The sequence below is a fragment of the Pseudoalteromonas sp. XI10 genome (assembly GCF_001469895.1).
GTDB lineage: Bacteria > Pseudomonadota > Gammaproteobacteria > Enterobacterales > Alteromonadaceae > Pseudoalteromonas.
The window spans coordinates 201,556-222,041 of the sequence record NZ_LOPY01000061.1 but is presented as its reverse complement, the minus strand read 5'-3'; the positions used below and the strand labels follow the sequence as shown (position 1 = coordinate 222,041).

At 41.6% G+C, this 20,486-nt stretch carries 21 protein-coding genes; 18 read left to right on the top strand and 3 right to left on the bottom strand.

Translation table 11 applies throughout. The features are described 5' to 3' along the window. Positions 1 to 23: 23 nt before the first annotated feature. From AUR67_RS19670 to AUR67_RS19615, 12 genes are all read left to right on the top strand, one after another. Complete coding sequence (locus AUR67_RS19670) at positions 24 to 611, top strand: alpha-ketoglutarate-dependent dioxygenase AlkB family protein (RefSeq protein ID WP_058586503.1); 588 nt, start codon at positions 24 to 26, stop codon at positions 609 to 611. 73 nt (positions 612 to 684) lie between these two features. After that, positions 685 to 996: a BolA family protein gene (locus AUR67_RS19665; RefSeq protein ID WP_054554277.1), complete on the top strand. Its 312-nt coding sequence runs from the start codon at positions 685 to 687 to the stop codon at positions 994 to 996. Between the two features lie 243 nt (positions 997 to 1,239). Continuing rightward, complete coding sequence (fabV, locus tag AUR67_RS19660; protein ID WP_058586502.1) at positions 1,240 to 2,433, top strand: enoyl-ACP reductase FabV; 1,194 nt, start codon at positions 1,240 to 1,242, stop codon at positions 2,431 to 2,433. Positions 2,434 to 2,781: 348 nt separating this feature from the next. Then, positions 2,782 to 4,125, top strand: coding sequence for a Na(+)-translocating NADH-quinone reductase subunit A (locus AUR67_RS19655; protein ID WP_058586535.1), 1,344 nt, complete (start codon positions 2,782 to 2,784; stop codon positions 4,123 to 4,125). 4 nt (positions 4,126 to 4,129) lie between these two features. Further along, positions 4,130 to 5,332, top strand: a complete 1,203-nt coding sequence (locus tag AUR67_RS19650) for an NADH:ubiquinone reductase (Na(+)-transporting) subunit B (RefSeq protein ID WP_054554279.1) — start codon at positions 4,130 to 4,132, stop codon at positions 5,330 to 5,332. Continuing rightward, positions 5,325 to 6,077: a Na(+)-translocating NADH-quinone reductase subunit C gene (locus AUR67_RS19645; RefSeq protein WP_054562304.1), complete on the top strand. Its 753-nt coding sequence runs from the start codon at positions 5,325 to 5,327 to the stop codon at positions 6,075 to 6,077. The genes AUR67_RS19650 and AUR67_RS19645 overlap by 8 nt, the downstream gene beginning before the upstream one ends. Further along, on the top strand, positions 6,077 to 6,709 hold the full coding sequence (locus AUR67_RS19640; RefSeq protein WP_054554281.1) for an NADH:ubiquinone reductase (Na(+)-transporting) subunit D: 633 nt from the start codon (positions 6,077 to 6,079) through the stop codon (positions 6,707 to 6,709). Before AUR67_RS19645 ends, AUR67_RS19640 begins: the two co-directional genes overlap by 1 nt. A 10-nt stretch (positions 6,710 to 6,719) precedes the next feature. Further along, on the top strand, positions 6,720 to 7,328 hold the full coding sequence (nqrE, locus tag AUR67_RS19635; RefSeq protein WP_016708692.1) for an NADH:ubiquinone reductase (Na(+)-transporting) subunit E: 609 nt from the start codon (positions 6,720 to 6,722) through the stop codon (positions 7,326 to 7,328). 19 nt (positions 7,329 to 7,347) lie between these two features. Continuing rightward, on the top strand, positions 7,348 to 8,574 hold the full coding sequence (gene nqrF / locus AUR67_RS19630; protein ID WP_058586501.1) for an NADH:ubiquinone reductase (Na(+)-transporting) subunit F: 1,227 nt from the start codon (positions 7,348 to 7,350) through the stop codon (positions 8,572 to 8,574). A 112-nt stretch (positions 8,575 to 8,686) separates the two neighbouring features. Beyond that, on the top strand, positions 8,687 to 9,718 hold the full coding sequence (locus AUR67_RS19625) for an FAD:protein FMN transferase (RefSeq protein WP_058586500.1): 1,032 nt from the start codon (positions 8,687 to 8,689) through the stop codon (positions 9,716 to 9,718). Between the two features lie 341 nt (positions 9,719 to 10,059). Further along, positions 10,060 to 10,272: a (Na+)-NQR maturation NqrM gene (gene nqrM / locus AUR67_RS19620; RefSeq protein ID WP_036966498.1), complete on the top strand. Its 213-nt coding sequence runs from the start codon at positions 10,060 to 10,062 to the stop codon at positions 10,270 to 10,272. A gap of 154 nt (positions 10,273 to 10,426) precedes the next feature. Beyond that, positions 10,427 to 11,404, top strand: coding sequence for a transposase (locus AUR67_RS19615; RefSeq protein WP_058586499.1), 978 nt, complete (start codon positions 10,427 to 10,429; stop codon positions 11,402 to 11,404). 213 nt (positions 11,405 to 11,617) lie between these two features. Here AUR67_RS19615 and AUR67_RS19610 read toward each other — a convergent pair whose 3' ends face one another. Continuing rightward, complete coding sequence (locus AUR67_RS19610) at positions 11,618 to 12,973, bottom strand: M14 family zinc carboxypeptidase (RefSeq protein WP_058586498.1); 1,356 nt, start codon at positions 12,971 to 12,973, stop codon at positions 11,618 to 11,620. A 415-nt stretch (positions 12,974 to 13,388) separates the two neighbouring features. Here AUR67_RS19610 and AUR67_RS19605 point away from each other — a divergent pair, with 415 nt between their 5' ends. The 6 genes from AUR67_RS19605 (at position 13,389) to cyoE (ending at position 18,967) form a co-directional block, all read left to right on the top strand. Beyond that, positions 13,389 to 13,808, top strand: a complete 420-nt coding sequence (locus AUR67_RS19605) for a hypothetical protein (RefSeq protein WP_058586497.1) — start codon at positions 13,389 to 13,391, stop codon at positions 13,806 to 13,808. Positions 13,809 to 14,044: 236 nt separating this feature from the next. After that, the gene (gene cyoA, locus AUR67_RS19600; protein ID WP_054562298.1) at positions 14,045 to 14,959 is read left to right on the top strand and encodes a ubiquinol oxidase subunit II; all 915 of its coding nucleotides are present in this window, start codon (positions 14,045 to 14,047) and stop codon (positions 14,957 to 14,959) included. A 2-nt stretch (positions 14,960 to 14,961) separates the two neighbouring features. Continuing rightward, positions 14,962 to 16,950 carry a cytochrome o ubiquinol oxidase subunit I gene (cyoB, locus tag AUR67_RS19595; protein ID WP_058586496.1) on the top strand — a complete coding sequence of 663 codons (1,989 nt, stop codon included), beginning with the start codon at positions 14,962 to 14,964 and terminating at the stop codon, positions 16,948 to 16,950. After that, positions 16,947 to 17,582, top strand: coding sequence for a cytochrome o ubiquinol oxidase subunit III (cyoC, locus tag AUR67_RS19590; RefSeq protein WP_058586495.1), 636 nt, complete (start codon positions 16,947 to 16,949; stop codon positions 17,580 to 17,582). Before cyoB ends, cyoC begins: the two co-directional genes overlap by 4 nt. Continuing rightward, on the top strand, positions 17,582 to 17,941 hold the full coding sequence (cyoD, locus tag AUR67_RS19585) for a cytochrome o ubiquinol oxidase subunit IV (RefSeq protein WP_058586494.1): 360 nt from the start codon (positions 17,582 to 17,584) through the stop codon (positions 17,939 to 17,941). The genes cyoC and cyoD overlap by 1 nt, the downstream gene beginning before the upstream one ends. A gap of 141 nt (positions 17,942 to 18,082) precedes the next feature. After that, positions 18,083 to 18,967: a heme o synthase gene (gene cyoE / locus AUR67_RS19580; RefSeq protein WP_054554292.1), complete on the top strand. Its 885-nt coding sequence runs from the start codon at positions 18,083 to 18,085 to the stop codon at positions 18,965 to 18,967. A gap of 81 nt (positions 18,968 to 19,048) precedes the next feature. Here the strand turns inward: cyoE and AUR67_RS19575 are convergent, their stop codons facing one another. Further along, positions 19,049 to 19,957, bottom strand: a complete 909-nt coding sequence (locus AUR67_RS19575; RefSeq protein ID WP_058586493.1) for a histone deacetylase — start codon at positions 19,955 to 19,957, stop codon at positions 19,049 to 19,051. A 53-nt stretch (positions 19,958 to 20,010) separates the two neighbouring features. Next, positions 20,011 to 20,376 carry a PilZ domain-containing protein gene (locus AUR67_RS19570; protein ID WP_058586492.1) on the bottom strand — a complete coding sequence of 122 codons (366 nt, stop codon included), beginning with the start codon at positions 20,374 to 20,376 and terminating at the stop codon, positions 20,011 to 20,013. Positions 20,377 to 20,486: the final 110 nt, after the last annotated feature.

The window sequence follows — 20,486 nt, the reverse complement described above, 5'->3', positions numbered from 1 at the left end:
TTAATGTATAGGTAAATTCTAACATGCAACAGCCAAACGCCAACCCTAATCATTTACCTGGTGGGTTTTCTTACCAAGCTAATGCATTGAGCGCACAAAAAAGCCTCGAATTATTTTACTATCTTCAGCAGCAGCTCAAATGGCAACAACCAACTATAAAGGTGTACGGAAAAAGCCATGTGATCCCACGTTTGCAATGCTTTATTGCTGATCAGAACGTAAGTTATGGTTACTCGGGTTCACAGTTAATCGTTGAGCCATGGCCAGAGGTACTTGATGCTATGCGTGTACGCTTATCAAGAACTTTGCAGATACCATTCAATGCGCTTTTAGTTAATTTGTATCGAGATGGTCATGATTGTATGGGCTGGCATAGTGACGATGAGAAAGAACTTGGGGAGCAACCAACAATCGCTTCTGTATCACTAGGGGCCGAACGGATATTTAAAATAAAGCACAAACATAATAATGAACAACATAGCATTGTGCTGCAAAGTGGCAGCTGTTTAATCATGAATGGTTTTAGCCAGCGTGATTACCAGCATAGTTTGCCAAAGCAGCAAAGACTTAAACACCCTCGAATTAACCTTACCTTTCGTTCAATCATATAAAATCATTGGCAAAATGACTCATGCCCTTGATATAGTAGCTGCCAATTATTTTCTTATTAAAGGTCTATGACACATGTCAATGCAACAACAAATTGAGCAAAAGCTCGCTGCGGGTATCGAATGTAAACACCTGAATGTTGTCAATGAAAGCCATATGCATAGCCGTGGAACTGAGTCGCATTTCAAAGTGGTGGTTGTGAGTGAAGAATTTGCAGGTAAACGTTTACTTGCCCGTCATCGTCAAATTAATGAGCTATTAAAAGATGAATTGGCAAACCATATTCATGCATTAGCGATTCACACATTTACTCCAGAAGAGTTTAGTGAACAACATGGACAGGCACCTGAATCACCTAAATGCTTAGGTGGCTCAAAGTTCGACTAAATTAGCAGGGCAGTCACCTAAAGTTAGAAGGACAGTCACTCAAAGTTAGAAGGACAGTCACTCAAAGTTAGAAGGACAGTCACTCAAAGTTAGAAGGACAGTCACTCTAGACTGCTTGTCACTTGGGGTTTTAAGCTCGAAAGATTTAAGTGGGTCTGAAAAGTTTTACTGATCAGACCTGTATTTTAACTATTAGCCTTTAAACTAGCGCTAATTTTTATTGTGATAGATATAGGATGATCAATGGTCATTAAGCCGAAAATTCGTGGATTTATCTGCACTAACGCGCATCCAGTAGGGTGTGCAGAGCACGTACAAGAACAAATTAATTATGTGAAAGCGCAAGGACCACTGAGCAATGCACCTAAGAATGTATTAGTGATTGGTGCGTCTACAGGTTACGGCCTAGCATCACGTATCACGGCTGCATTTGGTGGCGGTGCTAAAACGTTAGGTATTTTCTTTGAAAAAGAAGGTAGCGAACGCAAAACGGGTTCTGCAGGTTGGTACAACACAGCAGCATTCCAAGCAGCCGCTGAAGAAGCTGGTTTATGGTCTAAAAATATCAATGGCGATGCGTTTTCTAACGAAATCAAGCAAAAAGCAATTGATACTATCAAAGCTGATTTAGGTAAAATTGATTTAGTTATCTACAGCCTTGCGTCACCTCGTCGTACTGATCCAAATACAGGCGAAACTTACTCATCAACGCTTAAGCCTATTGGCTCAGATATCACCACGAAGAACCTAAACACTTCAAAGCGTGTGATTGATGAAGTAACGGTTGAAGCAGCAAGCCAAGAAGACATCGACAATACAATTAAAGTAATGGGCGGTGAAGATTGGGAAATGTGGATTGACGCATTAAAAGAAGCGGATGTGCTAGCTGATAACTTCAAAACAACAGCCTACACTTATATCGGTAAAGAGTTAACGTGGCCAATTTATGGCCATGCGACAATTGGTAAAGCGAAAGAAGATCTGGACCGTGCAACACAAGCAATCAAAGAGTCTACAAAAGGCTTAAATGGTGAAGCGTATGTTTCTTCGTTAAATGCGGTTGTGACACAAGCAAGCTCGGCAATTCCAATTATGCCTTTATATATCTCTGCTTTATTCAAAGTAATGAAAGCAGACGGGACTTACGAAGGTACCATTGAGCAAATTCACTCACTATTTACTGAAAACCTTTACGGTGAAACACCACGTTTTGACGAAGGTGGTCATTTATTCCAAAACTACAAAGAGTTAGAAGATGATGTTCAAGCTCGTGTACAACATGTTTGGGATACAGTAGATACAGATACAATTGACGAATTAACGGATTACGTAGGTTACCATAATGAGTTTTTACGTTTATTCGGTTTTGGTATCGACAGTGTTGATTACGAGCAAGATGTGAATCCTGATGTTGCGATTTCACAGCTGATCGATTAATCGCTAAACAAACTTGATTTTGTAAAGTCGCTTTTTTAAGCGACTTTTTTGTTTATGGGTGAAAATAAAACATCATCAATAGCACTTTGGTCTATATTGAATTTTATTCAAAAGGTTTTTGTAGTCTAAATAACCGTATCTGTCGTATAAATTTCATATTTGCTCTCGCATAGTCACCCTGATTGATGTTAAAATTCGGGCAATATATGTGAGGAGTTTACTGCGTTGCTTGTTTGGGGTGTTAAACAGGCTATTCTTTGATACTTAGAGTTTAACTTGAGCATATCAAATGGCGACGTGGTTGGTACGATTTTTCAGTTTCTTTCCGTTAATGTAATGCAAGTGCGTATGATCAACATAAAAAAAGGTCTGGATTTACCGATAGAGGGCGCACCTCAGCAAGTTATTCACGATGGTTCTGCCGTCAAACGTGTAGCTGTGCTAGGTGAAGAATATATTGGTATGCGTCCAACCATGCATGTTCGCGTGGATGACCAAGTCAAAAAAGGCCAGGTACTTTTTGAAGACAAAAAGAACCCAGGCGTCTTATTTACTGCACCAGCTTCTGGGGTAGTTAAAGAAATTAATCGTGGTGCTAAACGTGTGCTGCAATCTGTTGTTATTGAAGTTAATGGCAGTGAGCAAATCACCTTTGACTCTTTCAAGGCCGACGAGCTTTCGGGCTTAGACCGTGAAAAAGTTAAAGAAGTACTAGTTCAGTCAGGTCAATGGACAGCACTACGTGCTCGCCCATTCAGCAGAGTAGCTGCTTTGGATGCAAATCCTAGCTCTATCTTTGTAACGGCTATCGACACTAACCCGCTAGCTGCAGATCCTGCAGTAATCATTGCTGAAAACACTGCAGCATTTGAAGCAGGTTTAGCTGTGGTATCTCGTTTGACTGACGGCAAAGTATTTGTTTGTAAACAAGCTGGTAGCCAAGTGCCTAGTTCATCAATCCCTCAAGTAGAAGTACATGAGTTTGGTGGCAAGCATCCGGCAGGTCTTGTTGGTACACACATTCATAACTTAGACCCAGTTTCTGCAAGCAAGCAGGTTTGGCACTTAGGTTACCAAGACGTAATCGCGTTTGGTAATTTATTCCTAACAGGTGAAATCTTCACAGACCGTGTTGTTTCTCTTGCTGGTCCACGTGTTAAAAACCCACGCTTAGTGAAAACTCAGCTAGGTGCATCTTTAGATGATTTAGTTGCTGGTGAATTAGAAGACGGTGATAACCGTGTAATTTCTGGTTCTGTATTATCAGGCGCTATCTCTCAAGGTCCACACGCGTTCTTAGGTCGTTACCATGTTCAAGTATCTGTATTACTTGAAGGTCGCGAAAAAGAGCTATTCGGTTGGATCGCACCAGGTGCTAACAAGTTCTCAGTAACACGTACCTTCTTATCTCACCTTGCTCCTAGCCGTCTATTTAACATGACGACTTCAACAGGTGGTTCGAAGCGTGCCATGGTTCCAATTGGTAGCTATGAGCGTGTTATGCCTTTAGACATCCTACCTACACTATTATTACGTGATTTAATCGCACGTGATCTTGATGGTGCTATTTCGTTAGGTGCGCTAGAGCTTGATGAAGAAGATTTAGCATTATGTACCTTCGTTTGTCCAGGTAAATACGAGTACGGTTCAATCCTACGCGATTGCTTGACTACGATCGAGAAGGAAGGCTAGAGAGATGGGTTTAAAGAAATTTCTAGAAGATATTGAGCCGCATTTTGAACCGGGTGGTAAACACGAAAAATGGTATGCGCTTTACGAAGCTGCAGCGACTATTTTCTATACGCCTGGTTATGTAAATAAAGGCAAAACACACGTTCGCGATAACATCGACCTAAAACGTATGATGATTTTAGTGTGGATGGCGACGTTCCCTGCAATGTTCTTTGGTATGTTCAACATCGGTCATCAGGCCGCTGGTGCTTTAGCGCAAGGTTTTGAACTAGCAAACACATGGCAAGTTGGTCTGTTCCAATTATTCGGTGGTGAATTAACTGCTGACTCTGGTTGGGGCGCTAAAATGTTTTACGGTGCCTGCTTCTTCCTACCTATATACGCAGTAACGTTTGCTGTGGGTGGTTTCTGGGAAGTACTATTTGCTTCAGTGCGTAAGCACGAAGTAAATGAAGGTTTCTTCGTAACATCTGTATTATTCGCACTAATCCTGCCTGCGACGATTCCTTTATGGCAAGTTGCACTAGGTATTACGTTTGGTGTTGTAATCGCTAAAGAAATCTTTGGTGGTACAGGTCGTAACTTCCTTAACCCTGCTCTTGCCGGTCGTGCGTTCTTATTCTTCGCATACCCAGCGCAAATTTCAGGTGACACAGTATGGACAGCAGTAGATTCATTCTCTGGTGCAACTATGCTTGGCCAAGCTGTTGTTGGTTCACTTGATTACAGCAACATGGAGCTATGGTGGAATGCGTTCTACGGTTTCATTCAAGGTTCTATGGGTGAGACGTCAACACTAGCACTATTAATCGGTGGTTTATTCCTAATTTACGTGCGTATCGCTTCATGGCGTATCGTACTAGGTGTATTCCTAGGTATGGTTGCAACGGCATTCTTACTAAATACAATTGGTTCAGAAACCAATGCTGTATTTGCTATGCCTTGGCACTGGCACTTAGTTCTTGGTGGTTTTGCATTTGGTATGTTCTTCATGGCAACAGACCCAGTATCTGCATCATTCACAGACAAAGGTAAGTTCGCTTACGGTGCGTTAATCGGCTTTATGGTTGTAATGATCCGTGTTGTTAACCCGGCATTCCCAGAAGGTATGATGCTAGCAATCTTATTTGCTAACTTATTTGCACCATTATTCGATCACTTTGTAGTGCAAGCTAATATCAAGCGGAGGTTGGCACGTAATGTCTAGTAATAACGAATCAATCGGCAAAACGCTAACCGTTGTTGTTGCACTATGTTTAGTGTGTGCAATCATCGTATCGTTTGCTTCAGTTCAGCTTCGTCCTTTACAGCAAGCTAACAAAACACAAGATATCCAACGTAATATCTTAGCGGCTGCAGGCATTGAAGTATCAGGTACTGTGTCAGATACCTTTAACTCAAAAATTGAAGCACGTGTTGTAGACATGAACACAGGTGAGTTTGTTGAGGGTGCTGATCCTAACTCATTTGACTTCGAGAAAACAAAATTCGACCAAGCTCGTAGCTTTGCGTTGAAAGCAGAAGGAATTAAAGACATCGCTGGTATTCAGCGTATGACAAAAAATTCACCTGTATATATTTCGAAGAAACCTGATGGTTCTACAGACGCAATCATTCTACCAATCCAAGGTTACGGCCTTTGGGGTGTAATGTACGGCTTCTTAGCGCTTGAAAGCGATGGTGAAACAGTTAAAAACATCAACTTCTTCAAGCACAACGAAACGCCAGGTCTAGGTGGTGAAATCCAAAATCCACAATGGACTGCTAAATGGCAAGGTAAAGAGTTACCAATCAATATCATGAAGAGCGGTGCGAAGAACGAACATCAAATCGATGGTCTTTCTGGTGCAACATTAACTTCAAACGGTGTTGATCACACAGTTGACTTCTGGACTGGCGAGCATGGCTTTGGTCCATTCCTTGCGAAAGTACGTGAAGGAGCGTTGAAATAATGGCTGATACTAAAGAAATGAAGTCGGTCCTATTTGGCCCGGTATTCGCAAATAACCCGATCGCATTACAAGTACTAGGTATTTGTTCTGCGCTAGCGGTAACATCAAGCTTAAAAAATGCACTAATCATGTCAATCGCATTGACACTAGTAACTGCGTTTTCTAGCTTGTTTATTTCGTCAATTCGTAACCACATCCCATCATCTGTACGTATCATCGTGCAAATGACGATCATCGCATCACTTGTAATCGTTGTTGACCAAGTACTGCAAGCATTCTCTTATGCAACTGCTAAAGAGCTTTCAGTATTCGTTGGTCTAATCATTACAAACTGTATCGTAATGGGTCGTGCTGAAGCATACGCAATGAAGTCACCACCGTTAATGTCTTTCTTAGACGGTATCGGTAACGGTTTAGGCTACTCAGTAGTACTACTAACTGTTGGTTTCATCCGTGAGTTATTCGGTAAAGGTTCACTATTCGGTGTTGATATTATTCCATTAGTTCAAAATGGTGGCTGGTATCAACCAATGGGTCTATTGATTTTACCACCGAGTGCATTCTTCATTATTGGTTTATTCATCTGGGTACTTCGTACCTTCAAGAAAGACCAAGTAGAAGCAAAAGCGTAAGGGGCGAGCAGTGGAACATTATATTAGTTTATTTGTAAAAGCAGTTTTCATTGAAAACTTAGCTTTAGCCTTCTTCCTAGGTATGTGTACTTTCCTTGCTGTATCAAAGAAAGTAACAACGTCAATCGGCCTAGGTGTGGCAGTTATCGTGGTACTAGGTATCTCAGTACCTGTAAATAACTTGGTTTATCACGCTGTTCTTGCACCAGGTGCATTAGAGTGGCTTGGCTACCCAGAAGCAGACCTTAGCTTCTTACGTTTCTTGACTTTCATCGGTGTTATTGCAGCACTTGTACAAATTCTTGAAATGGCATTAGATAAGTTCTTCCCTGCACTTTACAACGCGTTAGGTATCTTCTTACCACTGATCACAGTTAACTGTGCGATCTTCGGTGCGGTATCTTTCATGGTTGAGCGTAACTATAACTTCGGCGAGTCTGTTGTTTATGGTATCGGTTCAGGTGTGGGCTGGGCACTAGCAATTACTTTACTTGCTGGTATCCGTGAAAAAATGAAGTACTCAGACGTTCCTGATGGCTTACGTGGTTTAGGTATCACTTTCATCACTGTTGGTCTTATGGGTCTTGGCTTTATGTCATTCTCTGGTATTTCACTTTAATAGGTAGCGAGGATAAATCATGAATGAGATTTTCTTAGGCGTTGGTGTTTTCATCGCTATCGTTGTAATTTTAGTTTTAGTTATCATTGGTGCTAAATCTAAATTAGTAGCAAGCGGCGATATCATCATCGGAATTAATGGCGACCCAGAAAAAGCTATTAAAACATCTGCAGGTAGCAAGCTATTAGGCGCGCTAGCTGATTCAGGTATCTTCGTTTCATCTGCATGTGGTGGCGGTGGCTCTTGTGGTCAGTGTCGTGTACACATCAAAGAAGGTGGCGGCGATATCTTACCAACAGAACTTGATCACATCTCTAAAGGTGAAGCTCGTGAAGGCTGCCGTTTAGCGTGTCAGGTAAATGTTAAGACCGACATGGAAATTGAACTTGAAGAGTCAATTTTCGGTGTTAAAAAGTGGGACTGTACTGTTATCTCTAACGATAACAAGGCAACGTTCATCAAGGAACTTAAGTTACAAATCCCTGATGGCGAGTCAGTACCTTTCCGTGCCGGTGGTTATATTCAAATTGAAGCACCAGCTCACCACGTTAAATACGCTGATTTCGATATTCCAGAAGAGTATCGTGGCGACTGGAACCACTTCGGTTTCTTCGATCTGGAGTCTAAAGTAGACGACGAAACAATTCGTGCATACTCGATGGCTAACTACCCAGAAGAAGAAGGCATCATCATGCTTAACGTGCGTATCGCTACGCCGCCGCCAAGAGACCTAAGCCTTCCATGTGGTAAAATGTCTTCGTACATTTGGTCATTAAAAGAAGGTGATAAAGTAACTATTTCTGGCCCATTCGGTGAGTTCTTCGCGAAAGACACAGATGCAGAAATGGTATTCGTAGGTGGTGGTGCAGGTATGGCACCAATGCGTTCACATATCTTTGACCAACTTAAGCGTTTAAAATCTAAGCGTAAGATGAGCTTCTGGTATGGTGCGCGTTCTAAGCGTGAAATGTTCTATGTAGAAGATTTCGACGGCTTAGCAGCAGAAAACGATAACTTTGTATGGCACACAGCACTGTCTGATCCACAACCAGAAGATAACTGGGAAGGTTACACAGGCTTCATCCATAACGTACTTTATGAAAACTACTTGAAAGATCATGAAGCGCCAGAAGATTGTGAGTTCTACATGTGTGGTCCTCCAATGATGAACGCGGCTGTTATCAACATGCTTAAAGATCTTGGTGTAGAAGACGAAAACATCTTATTAGATGACTTCGGTGGCTAACACCATACACAAAACAATAAGTTTTGGTTAGAATACAAGCCTCGTAGCACATAGTGTTACGAGGCTTTTTTATTTCTATACCTAACCCTGTGGTATCTAAAAGGTGAATGCTATGAATAGAGTGTTTTATCGCCAAGGCTTGATGGCCTTTTTTCTATTAACTATGACTTTACTCATGGCTGGCTGCAGCCAAGCTGATAAGGCTGAAGAGCTTTATTTTGAAGGTAAGACAATGGGCACCACTTATCATATTAAGGTGTTTGCAGAGTCTTCAAAGGTTGCAGGTGTTGATTTACATCCTGAAATTAAGCAAGTGCTTAAAGATGTAAATCAATCTATGTCGACTTACATTCCTGATTCAGAAATTAACCAGTTTAACCAGTTACCAGCAGGACAGGTAATGCCAATAAGTGCTGATTTTAGAAATGTGGTAGCTGAATCGATTCGCCTTGGCGAATCAACAAAAACGCTAGATGTGACTATGGGGCCACTTATTGACTTGTGGGGTTTTGGTCCAGATAAAAAGCCGACTAAACGCCCAAGCGATGAAGCCTTGAAGGCAATGATTGCCAAAATTGGTGTTGATAAGCTTAAACTTACAGATGCTGGCCTGATGAAAACAATTGATGGGTTAGAGCTGTCGTTTTCTGCTACAGCAAAAGGATATGGTATTGATAAAGTAGCACAAGTGATTGAAAGCCATGGTTTCACTAATTATATGGTTGAAATTGGTGGTGAGTTGCGTGTGTCGGGTATTAAGCCAAACAACATCACTTGGAAAATAGCTATTGAACAGCCTGATGCTGAGCCAGGCGTGCGTAAAGTACATAAAGTAATTGAGCCCGGTACTAATGGTATTGCGACATCAGGTGATTACCGAATTTTTTACGAAATGGATGGTATTACCTATAGCCACTTAATTGACCCTGTAACAGGTATGCCGAGCCGTCATGATTTGGTATCAGTTACTGTTTTACACCCATCAGCGATGACTGCAGATGGCTTAGCGACGGCAATCACAGTGATGGGCATGGAAAAAGCGCAGAAATACGCTGAAGAGCACGATTTGCCAGTGTACTTAATTGGTAAGTCAGACAATGGCTTAGTAACTTATTCAAGCCCTGCATTTAAACCTTATTTGTAGCAGGGCAAGAAGCAGTGCATACCCAAGCCACCTCAAGATGCAGAATTCAGCGTTTCACAGGTGCTTAATATCAAGGCGTTACTTTGCAACAATGGCAGTCCCTTTTAAAAAGTAACAACGATGAGAGTAAGCGCCTGTGAAGCGCCCAAAGGGTTGGTTGAAAAGCGATTTATACAGCGTTATTGATTTTAACAATAGAACCACTATTGCTTGCAATCAATGCCTTGCCTAAATCGCTTTTAATTCCAACTGAAACTCGCACCTTGGGGTGGTTTGGGTATATAATACATGCAGCCTAATTAGTTGGGCTCGATTTAATTGCTGACGATAGGGGCAAAGCAATGTCACTTTTTCTTCTTACATTTGGTCTACTCATTTTAATTGTGGCAGCGATGGCTGTCGGCATGATAGTGCAAAAGAAATCTATGGCCAGTAGTTGTGGTGGCCTAGGCGCTGTTGGTATCGACAAAGCCTGCGACTGTGACGACCCATGTGACAAGCGTAAAAAGCGCATGGCAAAAGAACAAGCCTGGAAAGAGAATCAAATTCTCTAACCACAGAAAAAGCGCCCAAAGGCGCTTTTTTAATACCTAAATTTTACAAGGACAGTCACTTTTATCTGTTAACTTATTCTTGCAGCAAAGAAGATTTTGTCTAAACTTTAGTTACAGCTAATGCATTTCAAATTATCAGTTCAAGGAGTGGACGATGGCTTTAGCAAGGAAGCGGCAAATCTGCTTGTCGAACACCAAGTATTATCACTGCGTATCCCGTTGCGTTAGACGCGCCTACCTTTGTGGGGAAGACGCACTCACCGGTAAATCATATGAACACCGCAGAGGGTGGGTTGAGGAGCGCCTGCTTTTTCTTGCAAAGATATTTTGCATTGATGTATGTGCTTATGCGGTGATGAGCAATCATACTCATCTTGTGCTTTATGTTGATGATAAAAAAGCAAATAGGTTATCGGATAAAGCCATTCTTTTACGCTGGTTTAAGCTCAGTAAAATGACCCCTTTAGGGCAAAAGTACCTTTATGGTCAGCCTTTAAATGACGGCCAACAAGTCTTCTTAAAGAAAGAGGTTGCAGAATACAGAGCGCGTCTTTCGAGCATTAGTTGGTTTATGCGAATGCTTAATGAATATATAGCTAGACGCGCAAATAAAGAAGACGAGTGTACAGGTCACTTTTGGGAAGGGCGATTTAAGAGCCAAGCATTGCTTGATGAGTCAGCACTTTTAGCATGTATGGCCTATGTTGATTTAAACCCTGTTCGTGCTAAAGCTGCGAGCACGCCGGAGCAACCGGACTATACCAGCTTTAAAAAGCGATGCCAGAGCGCGAAGGAGTCAAAGCAACCTAAATTACTAGCTCGTTTTATTGGTGGCATGAGTAAGTATAAATCAAAGGGAATACCTTTTGAGTTAAAGTCATACCTGTTACTCGTGGAGCAAACTGGGCGTTGTATCAGCGCGGATAAGCCTGGATATATAGAGCATAATTTACCTCCTATTCTTGAAAGGCTGAATTTCGAACCGGAAAAATGGTTAACACTAACAACTCAATTTGAAAACTTATTTCGTGGAGCTGCAGGTCGAGTGGGTGCTATTGAAAGTTATTGCAGTAAAACTGCTCGTAAGCGACGAAGTAACCTAACAAGTTGTAAGTTATTACTTGCTAGTTAACCTTAAATTTCTCTCGACTTTTATTTTTTGTAAACACTTGCAGCTAACTTGTGCTTTTAATTCTCATAAAGCTAAATCTTTTATCTTGGTTTTTATTATTAGATTAAGCTAATAGGGTGCTTTGCCTACACAGCTATTATTTTAGGTTACAAATTTAAGGTATTTGGAGATTTAACAGGCACTTTAAAGAGTGCCTGTCCTTTTAAATCGTGTTCAATCTAAATTAATTAGCTCAGCCCCTAAAACTGCGTACTTATTTTTGCCATTTGCTTGTAAGAAAAAGGCGGCAGGTGCATGAAGTGAAGGTATTGATGTAAATACACTTTTGCATGCGTAAACTGGCCAATTTGTGGCGTTTTCTAGCATATTAATATCGCCTGAAAAGCAACTATACCCTTGTATTAAAAGCTCTTTATATTTATTTTCGGTAAGCGTTAACGACTCATTTAATACAAAGCTGTTACCTACCTTAAAATTCAGGCTGCTTGCATCTAAACTGGTGTAACCTTGGCGGATACTGCTTATATCACCCAATTCTTTAATTATGGGTGACTGTCCTTTGTTGTTTATTGCAATATCTATCTGGTAATCACCAAGTTCACTCTTTACTGTTACATCGTCTATTAGTAAGTCTACCCAATTGTCTTTAGCGTTAAATGGAATAGCGTGGTACTGGGCTATTTTAGCGCTTTGCCATTCCCCCGAAGTTATAGAATCAATGGTCTTTTTATATAAAACACGGTTAACCTTACGCGCTATTTGGCGATTTGGATCGTTTGGGTAAGCGCCTGATTCAATTAATATAGTTCGGATACCTTTTTCCGAAAAAGTATCTCCAAAACTGCGATAAGAGTAACTGTCGTTGTACTTCCCTAAGTGCCCAGGGATCATGGTTTCAACCGTTTTGGCTAAATAGGCAATAAACTGCATAGCCTCACCACGAATTTTATTTACTTCTCTTGCTTCATTATAGGCGGGTGCTAGCACTGAGATAGTGGCTTGTTTACCCATTTTGCCGGCACCGTAATATGCATTCTGATCATGTAAATTAAAGCCGAAATCAGGTTTGAATTCATTCGCAGCAGCCATGAGTATTTGCCCTTCTTTTGTGCGAAGGGCTTTTGCATCACGATTTAAATCAATACCTTGTGCATTATGGCGAGTTTGAGCTGCGGCGCCGTCTGGGTTCACCATAGGGATAATGAGAAGAGTTATTTTTTGATGCCAGCTTTCTAGCCATTGTGCGTTTTCATCTGCGGTTATAAAGCTTAAAAAATCCATTAATGCAGCAGTTGCTGTATTTTCGTCGCCGTGCATTTGGCTCCACATCATCACTTTGATTGGGCCGGTGCCGATTTTAAGAGAGTTAAGTGCCTGTCCTTGGAAAGAGGTGCCGATTTGTTTTAGTGTAACGCTTGGGTGTTTTGCTGCGTTTTTTAGGTGGGGTTCTATATCGGCGTAGTAAATCGCAGGTTTATCTAAGCCTGCTACAGCGGTATCTTCAATCGTACTTGCAAGTGTACTGGTACTTAATGCTAAAAGGGCTGTGGCGAGTGCATATAGGCGCATAATTATCTCTTTTATTCTTTATTTTAATGTCATCAAGAATATTATATTTTTTATGGTTTGGCTAATCCTTGTTCAGTATTAAGGCTTTGATTGCTACTGACTAAGTATGCTTTAAATCGCTATTTTTATGCTATTTTCTTTTTCTTCATTGCTTTTCGCTATATAAAATACAGTATTACTTTTAATTACTTAGCTTTAATGATTTGGCTTTTTTACAGTTTATTATCAAATGGCTAAACAATACTTAACCGTGTGCTGTTAAATTCTACTTGTACCGTCTGTTGACTTTGTTATACTTCACATCGAAATTTCAGTAATTACTGAAACTTTATTGATGAAGATCATGTTACCGCATTAAAAAATAGGGTAAGTCATTTACCTAAAATGCAGTAAAAGCGATAAAAAGGCGTGAGTTTTGCGAGCAATTAATCAGTCACAAGGTGTCAAACAGTCTAGCTTAGCTAGATTGCAATTGGCTGCGCGTGCGTTTTTTGCTGGTAAAGAGCTAATGTCAGTTTTAGCCTTGTTGCTGATTAATTCAGCGATGCTAATCAACGGCACAGTAGAAGATGCTCAAGGGCTGAGAAGCTTATTAAGCGAAGGTGCTTTATACGAAACACCCTTACTTAATGTGTTGAGTTTTTTAGCTTACCCTGTGGTGTCTTGCCAATTACTTATTGGTTTATGCTGGTTGGTCTTCCATTTCTTCCCTGCGCGTCGTGCAGGTGTCATTTTACGTAAAGCGGCCTTCGCTGCGCGTGAAACGATAAAGTCTTTAGTAGTACACAGCGCTCATGGCTGTCGTGCTCCTCCTCGTGTAAGTGGTTGTCTGTAAATAAGCTTTGTTGCTTAAGTTCAGCCATTTTAGTCATTTTCTAAGTTGTCTTTACTAAGCACCTAGTGGGATTTTTACGCCCAAATTTCAGTCAGCCAACCTAAAATCCCTCACTTTTTAGCGTGCCTATTTGTCGTGCTCGTTATTCAGCCGAGGGATATCTGTAGCATCTGTTGCAGAAAAGCGTCGTGTTCTTATTTCGACAAGTGTTAACTTTTAGGTTGTAGGATATTCCTTTGTCAATTCGAAACCTTTGTAATATTGCTCTAGCGTCTTTAGTGCTGGCTTTGTCTGGCTGTAAAGGCGGGGTACTCGATCCAAAAGGTCAAATTGGTGTCGACGAGAAGTACTTAATTATCGTAGCTACGGTGTTAATGCTGATTGTTGTGATTCCAGTTATTGCCATGACAATTTATTTTGCATGGAAATACCGTGATGGACGAGATCAAGAAATTTACGCTCCAAAGTGGGCGCACTCTAATAAGATTGAAGCTGTAGTTTGGACCATTCCTATCATCATCGTTGCGATTTTAGGTGTGATCACGTGGCAGTCAACACAACAACTTGACCCATATAAACCACTTGAGGGTAAAGGTAAGCACCTTACTGTTGAGGTTGTTTCTTTGAACTGGAAATGGTTATTCATTTATCCAGAGCAAGGTATCGCCACAGTGAATGAGCTTGTTTTTCCTGCCAATGTGCCAGTGCAGTACAAAATCACCTCAGAAAGCACCATGAACTCGTTTTTCATTCCACAGCTTGGTAGCCAAATTTATTCAATGGCAGGCATGGAAACAAAGCTTCACTTAATCGCTGATGAGCCAGGTACTTTTAAAGGCTTTTCTGCTAACTACAGTGGTGCAGGTTTCACAGGTATGAAGTTCGATGCAATTGCAACAGCCACAGAAGCTGATTTCGATGCTTGGGTTAACAAAGTAAAAAACACCGGCTCTGCACTGACTAAGCAAAGCTATGTTGAACTTGCAAAACCAAGTGAATACGACCCAGTTAAATATTATGCCAGCGTAGATAAAGATATGTTCCATTCAATCGTAATGAAATATATGCAAGCGCATGGCTCTCACGGTGCAATGCAACACGCTATGCCAGAGCACTCAGCTCATAAGAAGCACAGCGAGGACGAGGAATAATCATGTCGTTGTTAGGTAAATTAACATTAGACGCAATCCCGTTTCATGAACCAATTATCATGGTTACCATGACGGTTGTTGCTGTCTTAGGTCTGTTAGTGGCAGGCTTAGTAACAAAATATAAAAAGTGGGGCGTGATTTGGCACGACTGGATCACCTCAATTGACCATAAGCGTTTAGGTGTTATGTACATCATTCTTGCGCTTATCATGCTTTTCCGTGGTTTCGCGGATGCCATTATGATGCGACTGCAATTAGCAATGGCTACCGGCGGTGCAAGTGGTTACTTACCACCAGAGCACTATGACCAAATCTTTACGGCACACGGGGTGATCATGATCATCTTTATGGCGATGCCGTTTATGATTGGTTTAATGAACATCATTTTACCTCTGCAAATTGGTGCTCGTGATGTTGCATTCCCATTCTTAAATAACCTTAGCTTTTGGTTAACTGCTGGTGGCGCAGTCCTAATCAATATCTCATTATTCTTTGGTGAGTTTGCGAAAACGGGTTGGGTTGCATATCCACCATTGTCAGAGTTGTCATTCAGTCCAGGTGTCGGGGTCGATTATTATATATGGGCCTTGCAGATATCCGGCTTGGGTACCTTATTAACATCGGTAAACTTCTTAGCGACTGTATTTAAAATGCGTGCACCAGGCATGACATTAATGAAAATGCCTATTTTTACTTGGGCATGTACGTGGGCAAATATCTTAATTGCAGCATCGTTCCCAATTTTAACGGCTGTACTGGCAATGTTAACGCTTGACCGTTATCTCGATTTCCACTTCTTCACGAATGAATTAGGTGGTAACGCGATGATGTACATCAACTTATTCTGGGCATGGGGTCACCCTGAGGTTTACATTCTGATCTTACCTGCGTTTGGTATTTTCTCAGAAGTTATCTCAACGTTTGCTGGTAAACGCCTGTTTGGTTATAAGTCGATGGTTTATGCAAGCGGTGCAATTTCGATTTTAGGTTTCATCGTTTGGCTTCACCACTTCTTTACTATGGGCTCAAGCGCTAACGTTAATGCCTTCTTTGGTGTTATGACCATGGTTATTGCGGTACCGACCGGGGTTAAGTTATTTAACTGGTTATTCACTATGTATCGTGGTCGTTTACGTATTACTGTGCCTGTCCTTTGGACTTTAGGTTTCATGGTGACTTTTACTATCGGTGGTATGACCGGCGTGTTACTTGCTATTCCTGGTGCTGACTACGTATTACATAACAGCTTATTCTTAATCGCTCACTTCCATAACACCATCATTGGTGGTGCGGTATTTGGTTATTTAGCTGGTTTTGCGTTTTGGTTCCCTAAAGCAATGGGCTTCAAACTTGACGAGAGCTGGGGCAGACGATCTTTCTGGTGCTGGTTAATTGGTTTCTTCGTGGCATTCATGCCGTTATACGTACTTGGTTTCTTAGGTATGACACGTCGCTTAAACCACACAAACAACCCTGATTGGAACATTTGGTTATACATTGCAGCTGGCGGTGCGGTGATCATTATGTTCGGTATCTTGTTCCAAGTTGTGCAACTTGTAGTGAGCTTCAAAAACCGCGAGCAACTTGATGATACAACGGGCGATCCGTGGAATGGTCATACCCTTGAGTGGGCATCTGCTTCACCTCCGCAGTACTACAACTTTGCGAAAATCCCACATGTTGATGACATCGATGCGTGGACAGACATGAAAGAAAAAGGCTTAGCTTACAAGCAAGAAGCCTCTTATAGCCCAATTCATATGCCAAAAAATACATCGGCAGGTGTATTAATGAGCGCAGCTTTAACAACCTTCTGTTTTGCCATGATCTGGCACATTTGGTGGCTTGCAGCCTTTGGTTTACTGGGTGCTATCGTGGTGTTCATCAAGCGTTGTTACACCAGCGATGTTGATTACTACGTGCAACCAGATGAAATTGTTGAACTAGAAACGGCTCACAATACAGCCGCTACGAAGGAGGTGAATGCATGAGTACCATTTCTGCAGGACTCGACACCTTGAACGGCGCACACGGTCATGTCGATGCACATGACCATGAGCACCACGATACAGGTGGTAACACCGTATTTGGTTTCTGGCTTTATCTTATGACTGACTGTTTGTTGTTTGCATCATTCTTTGCAACCTACGCAGTATTGTTCATGAACACTGCTGGCGGTGTGTCGGGTAAAGACATTTTTGAACTTGATTTTGTTGCGGTTGAAACCGCAGCTCTACTACTCAGTAGTATCACTTTTGGTTTTGCGATGATTTCTGCTCATGGGCAGAAAAAGGCGGCTACGTTAACTTGGTTGCTGGTTACCTTTGCCTTTGGTGCAGTGTTTATTGGTATGGAAGTGTACGAATTCCACCACCTAATTGCGCACGGTAATGGCCCTCAGCAAAGTGCCTTTTTAACATCGTTCTTCTCTTTAGTGGGCTTACACGGTCTTCACGTTACAGCCGGTCTTATTTGGATGACTGTCCTGGTGATTGAAGTTGTGCGTCGTGGTTTAAACCCACAAACAGTGACACGCCTAAGTTGTTTAAGCCTATTCTGGCACTTCTTAGATGTGGTGTGGATCTGTGTATTTACCGTTGTTTATTTAATGGGAGCAATGTAATGAGCCACAGTGAATCACATGTAATTAATAATTTAGAAGTTAATGCACATAATGAACAATCACATGGCAGCGTTAAAGACTATTTAATTGGTTTTCTACTGTCAGTGGTTTTAACGGCTATTCCATTTTGGGCTGTGATGAGTGGTTCGTTTTCTAAAACGACCACTGCATGGTGCATCGTGAGTATGGCGATTGTGCAAATTTGGGTGCATTTGAAATATTTCTTACACCTAAATTTCAAAACTGAAGACGGCAAGGCAAGTTCATTGTCGTTTATCTTTAGTGCTTTAATCATTGTCATGGTGGTTGGTTTGTCGGTGTGGATCATCTACGAATCGAACGCCATGATGATGTACTAATAACAATTACTTGGTAATTGGTAAAAGATTTACGAAAGGAGCTGGTTAGTCTGAGGTTGTGTCTCCAGTTCTCACAGTCTGTTACTAACTAGTTTCTTTCGTAATATTGCGTTTGTGCTGAAAATTAGAGGAGTCGAGGAAGTGTTTCGACGTTATTTAAATGTCACTAAACCTGGCATTATCATGGGCAATTTGATCTCTGTCGCGGGGGGATTCTTGCTAGCCTCTCGTGGTGATATTGACCCATGGTTAATGATCGCAACCTTACTAGGGTTATCTTTAGTAGTGGCATCAGGATGCGCGATCAATAACGTAATTGATCGTGATATTGATGTTGCTATGGCGCGCACTCGCAAACGCGTCACAGTGACTGGCGAAATGTCAGCAAAGGCGGCTATGGCACATGGCATCGTGCTTGGTGTTATTGGTTTCGGGTTATTAGCAGTGTATACCAACGTAGTGGCACTCTTATTTGCTACTTTTGGTTACGTCATCTACGTAGGTGTGTACAGCTTATATATGAAACGTCGTTCTGTGTACGGCACCTTTGTAGGAAGTTTATCTGGCGCAGTACCACCTGTAGTGGGTTATTGTGCCGTAACTGGGCAGTTTGATGCTGGTGCTGTGATTTTATTGGTTATGTTTAGTCTATGGCAAATGCCTCATTCATATGCAATTGCAATCTTTCGTTATAACGACTACCAAGCGGCCAGAATTCCTGTGTTACCAGTAGCGCAGGGGATCGAGAAGGCAAAGCATCACATTGTTTTATATATCGCCGTGTATGCGTTGGTTGTGATGTTATTAACCATTAGTGGTTATACAGGTTTAGCCTTTATGGCTGTAGCTTGTACAACGAGTTTTTGGTGGTTGCTAATGGCGCTTCGTGGCTATCGTCGCAATATTGATGTCAGCGGCTGGGCGCGCCAAGTGTTTGCTTTTTCAATTGTAAACATCACGGTTTTGAGCATAGCGATGGCTTTAGATTACCATTCGGTAGCTCCACAGCTACTTGTTTTAACTTAGAAAAAAGTTGCTAACATATCCCAATGTTACAGTAGCAAAGGCCCGGTTTTTTCTCCACCGGGCCTTTTTTCTTTGTTGTTTTTAAAATCGAGCAGCTTGCTCTACCACAATGCCATGGCGAGCTGCTAAACGGCGATGGTCTTTATCATAACCACCACCAATTACGGTTGCGACAGGTACATTGTGCTCAAGGCAACGTTTGAGAACTAAATGGTCGCGTTGTGCTATCCCTTGCCAGCTTATATCAAGTTTACCTAAGCCATCTTGCTGCCATACATCTACACCTGCATCATAAAGCACTAAATCTGGGTTTAGGGTGTATAATAAATAACTCAGCGTATCGTCAACAACGCCTAGGTATTCACTATCAGCGACATTCGGTGCTAAACCTATGTCTAGATCGCTGGCTGATTTTCGAAACGGAAAATTCTTTTCACAGTGAATAGAGCAAGTATAAGCGTAGGGCTGATGCGCCAGCATTGCTGCGGTACCATCACCTTGATGAACATCTAAATCAAAAATAAGTATATTGGTTACTTCACCACTTTTTATTAGAGTTTCGCTGGTGAAAGCGAGGTCGTTTACCATGCAATAGCCTGAGCCAAAATCAGTATGGGCATGATGAGTGCCACCCGCTAAGTGACAAGCAATGCCATGTTTAAGTGCTAAACGTGCTGTTTGTAAGGTGCCTAGAGGCGCAGTAAAGGTACGTGCCATCAGCTCTTTTGACCAAGGTAAGCCAATACGGCGCATTGCTTTTTCATCTAAGCGGTTGTGCCAAAGGTCGTGGATATAGTTTTCGCAGTGCACTAATTCAAGAGGCTCAGGGCTGCCAAGCATCGGTTGAGTTAGATTGTCATTTATTAATCCAAGGTTTTGTACATGCTCATATAAATAAGCAAACTTACTCATTACAAAGCGATGGTTAGGATCGAAACTAAACGAGTAATTTGGGTGATACACCAAGGGTAAGTGGGGATTTAACTGCATAGCTCATTGAATAGCTGAATTTGCTACAGCATAACGAATCTACCGACAAATGTTTACTCTGGTGTGTGAATTAAATGAGCTAACTCGCGATGTAATAATGCCTCATCACCCAGATTTAATTCAATCAATCGTTTTAAGTGAGTAATGCTATCAATATCGATATGTTCGCAGCGAAGGCCTGCATGCTGATGCTCAACATGGCACAGCTCCACTTGCATTTTAATCTCGATAGTTGATTCTGGCAGGGTGAAGATTAAGTCAGCTTTACTATGAATAGGCACTAAAAATGAATCACTTTTAGTAATGAGCGCACCTTGCAAAGATAAATCAAGTAACTGACAGTGATAGTCGTTATCTTCGATACGAAGGATCGCAGGGCAAGAAAATAATACCCGCGAAAACTCTCTGCGTTCATTCATAGCTGTATCTCCAACCTTAGTGACCTAATCAGTATAGATCATTATGAAATTAGTGAGAGAAATGATTACAGCAACAAAAAAGCCCCTAAGTAGGGGCTTTTTAAGTATCA